The organism is Pseudonocardia sp., assembly GCF_025965585.1.
In the GTDB taxonomy this organism is placed as follows: Bacteria; Actinomycetota; Actinomycetes; order Mycobacteriales; family Pseudonocardiaceae; genus Pseudonocardia.
On record NZ_JAOPWR010000300.1, the window covers coordinates 1 to 3232 of the forward strand.

The 3232-nt window shown below is 70.2% G+C and carries 3 protein-coding genes; all 3 read right to left on the reverse strand.

Annotation, left to right across the window (positions count from 1 at the left end; genetic code table 11):
- The coding region (locus JWR81_RS18480; RefSeq protein ID WP_297654015.1) for an acyl-CoA dehydrogenase family protein at window positions 1–689 on the reverse strand (689 nt) is incomplete at its 3' end.
- 65 nt (window positions 690–754) lie between these two features.
- Complete coding sequence (locus JWR81_RS18485) at window positions 755–1843, reverse strand: acyl-CoA dehydrogenase family protein (RefSeq protein WP_297654017.1); 1089 nt, start codon at window positions 1841–1843, stop codon at window positions 755–757.
- 37 nt (window positions 1844–1880) lie between these two features.
- On the reverse strand, window positions 1881–3232 hold a 1352-nt coding region (locus tag JWR81_RS18490; protein ID WP_297654019.1), incomplete at its 5' end, for an AMP-binding protein.

The window sequence follows — 3232 nt, forward strand, 5'->3', positions numbered from 1 at the left end:
CCGACCCGGTCCTCGACCGGCACGCGCAGGTCGTCGATGAACAGCTCGTTGGACGAGACGGCGTTGCGCCCCATCTTCGCGATCGGCCGGATGTCGACGTGCGCCCGGTCGAGGTCGGTGAGGAACAGCGTCATGCCGTCGGTCTTGCGCGCACTGTCCTCGAACTTCGTGGTCCGGGTCAGCAGCAGGACCTTCTCCGACTCCCGGGCCTTGGAGATCCACACCTTGCGGCCGTTGACGATGTACTCGTCACCGACGCGCTTCGCGAACGTGGTGATCTTCGTGGTGTCCAGGCCCGCGCCGGGCTCCGTGACGCCGAAGCAGACGTGCAGGCTGCCGTCGACGATCCGCGGGAGCGTGCGCTGCTTGAGCTCCGCGGAGCCGTGCAGGATCACCGGATGCATGCCGAAGATCGACAGGTGGATCGAGCTGGCCGCGTTCATCCCGCCACCCGAGCGCGACACCTCCTCGAGGATGATCGACGCCTCGGTGATGCCGAGCCCGTGGCCGCCGTACTCCTCAGGAGTGGTCACGCCGAGCCAGCCGCCCGACGCGAGGGTGTCGTAGAACTCGGTGGGGAACTCGTGCGCCCGGTCCTTCTCCATCCAGTACCGGTCGTCGAACTTCCCCGCGATCTCCGCGACCGCCTTGCGAATCGTCGCTTGATCGTCCGTGAGATCGAAGTCCACTCCACACCTCCTGGCACCCACACCGTCGTACTTACTGATCGACCATAACAAAGGACTGACCAAAACTACAGTGAGGGCGCTCCCGCCGGAACGAGGTCGAGCACGACCGCGATGCGCTCGTTCCAGGCGCTCGGCGCCCCGAACAGCACCCGGTCGAGCTTGGCCCGCTTGTAGTACAGCTGCAGGTCGTGCTCCCACGTGTAGCCGATGGCGCCGTGGATGGTCAGCGCCGCGTCCGCAGCGTCCGCAGCACCCGCCGTGACCTGCGCCTTCGCGGCCGCCGCGTGCAGATGCGCATCCGGGTGCCCGGACTCCACCGACGCCGCGGCGAGGTAGACGATCGAACGCGCCGACTCCACCTGCACCAGCATCTGCGCCGCGGCGTGCTTCACGGCCTGGAACGACCCGATCGGCACACCGAACTGGTGACGCTGCTTCGCGTACTCCACCGCCATCTCCAGCATCCGCTCGGTGACACCCAGCGCGTCCGCCGACGCCAGGACGGCGGCCCGCAGCGCCATCTGACCGAGGACGGCGTCGACGTCCGCGACGACGGGCGTGCCTTCGACACCGGTGAACACGACGTCGGCGACGGTGCGGGTGCGGTCGGTCAGAGCCCGCGGGTGCATCTCGACACCGTCTGACTCGACGTCGACCAGCGCCAACACCGTGCCGCGTGGACCTCGGACCGGGACGAGCAGGCGACGGGCACGGTCCCCGCCGAGCACGGACCGGACGGTCCCGCTGAGCCCGGACCCGTTCTCGGACACCGTCGGCCGGACACCGGGAACCGCACCGGACGGCACGGCCGGCACGGTCGTGACCCCGTCGGCGAGCAGGGCCTTCGCGAAGTCCGGAGCATCGGTCAGGCCGGGAACCGCGAGCACGGACCCCATCCACGCCGACGACGGTGCCGCGACGCGACCGAGCTCCTCAGCCGCCAGCGCAAGCTCGACGAGCCCCCCGCCCTGGCCGCCGAGCTCCTCCGGCGACCCCACCGCCGACCAGCCCTCCGTGACGAACTGCTGCTCGAAAGGGCCGGGGTCATCGGCGTCGAACCAGCCGCGCAGAGACGACGATGGGCAGTGTCCCTCGAGCCAGCCGCGCAGGACGGACCGGAAGTCGGCCTGCTCCTCCGAGAGTTCCCATCGCATGAGCTGCTCCTTGTCGATGAAGGTACAAATCCGGCGGTCATGCGCCCGCGACGACGGTGCGGATGTCGTCGACCGCCTCGGGGTTCTCGGCTCCGGAGAGGTCCCCGGGGTCCTCTCCCAGCGCGGCGGCCCGCACCGCGCGCCGCATGATCTTCGCCGAACGGGTCTTCGGCAGCTGCGCGACGCGATGCACCACGGCCGGGGCGAACGGCTTGCCGAGCTCCGCAGCGACCATCGACCGCAGCGCCGCCGAGACGTCGTCACCGGAGTCGTCCCCGTCCGCGCGCGGCACCCAGAACGCCCACACCGTCTCGCCCTTCTTCGGGTCCGGCACACCGACGGCAGCGGCCTCCGCCACCGCCGGATGCGTCAACATGACCGCCTCGACCTCGGCGGGCGCGAGGCGCTTGCCCGCCACGTTCATGACGTCGTCGGAGCGTCCCAGCACGAACCACTGCCCGTCGGTGTCGACGAGAGCGTGGTCACCGTGGCGCCACAGGCCGGGAAAGGTCGACCAGTAGGCGTCGATGTAGCGCTCGCGATCACCCCAGATGCCCCGGGTCATCGCGGGCCACGGCTGTCGGCAGACCAGCTCGCCGACCTGTCCACGCACCGACCGCGCCTCGGCGTCGACCACGTCGACGTCCATCCCGAGCGACGGCCCGCCGAGCGAGCAGCTGCGGATCGGCTCGACGGGGTAGGGCGCGAGGAACGATCCCCCCACCTCGGTGCCGCCCGAGAAGTTGATGATCGGGACGCGGCCGCCGAAGACCTCCCCGGCCAGCCAGTCGTAGGAGTCGGCGTCCCACGGTTCGCCGGTCGACCCGATCACGTGCACCGACGACAGGTCGACGCCTGTGACGGCGGCGCCGGCGGTGGTCCGGATGGTGCGGACGAGCGTCGGCGAGACGCCCAGCATCGTCACCCGGTGTCGCTCGGCGAGCCGCCAGAGACGGTCGAGATCCGGGGTGTCCGGCGAGCCCTCGAACAGGACCAGGGCCGCCCCTGCTGCGTGCGTGCCGACGATCGAGAGCGGGCCCATGATCCAGCCCATGTCGGTGATCCAGCAGAACGTCCGCCCCGGGGTGATGTCGAAGCCGTAGGCGACCTCGCTGGCCACCTTGGCGACGAATCCGGCGTGGGTGTGCACGGCGCCCTTGGGTTTGCCCGTGGTGCCCGAGGTGTAGGCCAGAAGCAGCACGTCGTTGGCCGCCGTCGGTTCGATCACCGGGTCGGGGTCCCCGGACAGCAGCTCGTCCCAGGAAACGAGCCGTCCATCCGGGAACCCGGCGTCGGAAAGGGTACCGAGGTTGTTGACGACGGCGACGAACTCGACGCTCGGCGTCTGGGCGAGGGCTTCCTCCAGCTGGGGCAGCATGGCCGACACCT

Coding starts and splice junctions, on each gene's coding strand:
- JWR81_RS18485 (WP_297654017.1), bottom strand. CDS start 1,843: ATGCGATGGGAACTCTCGGAGGAGCAGGCCGACTTCCGGTCCGTCCTG.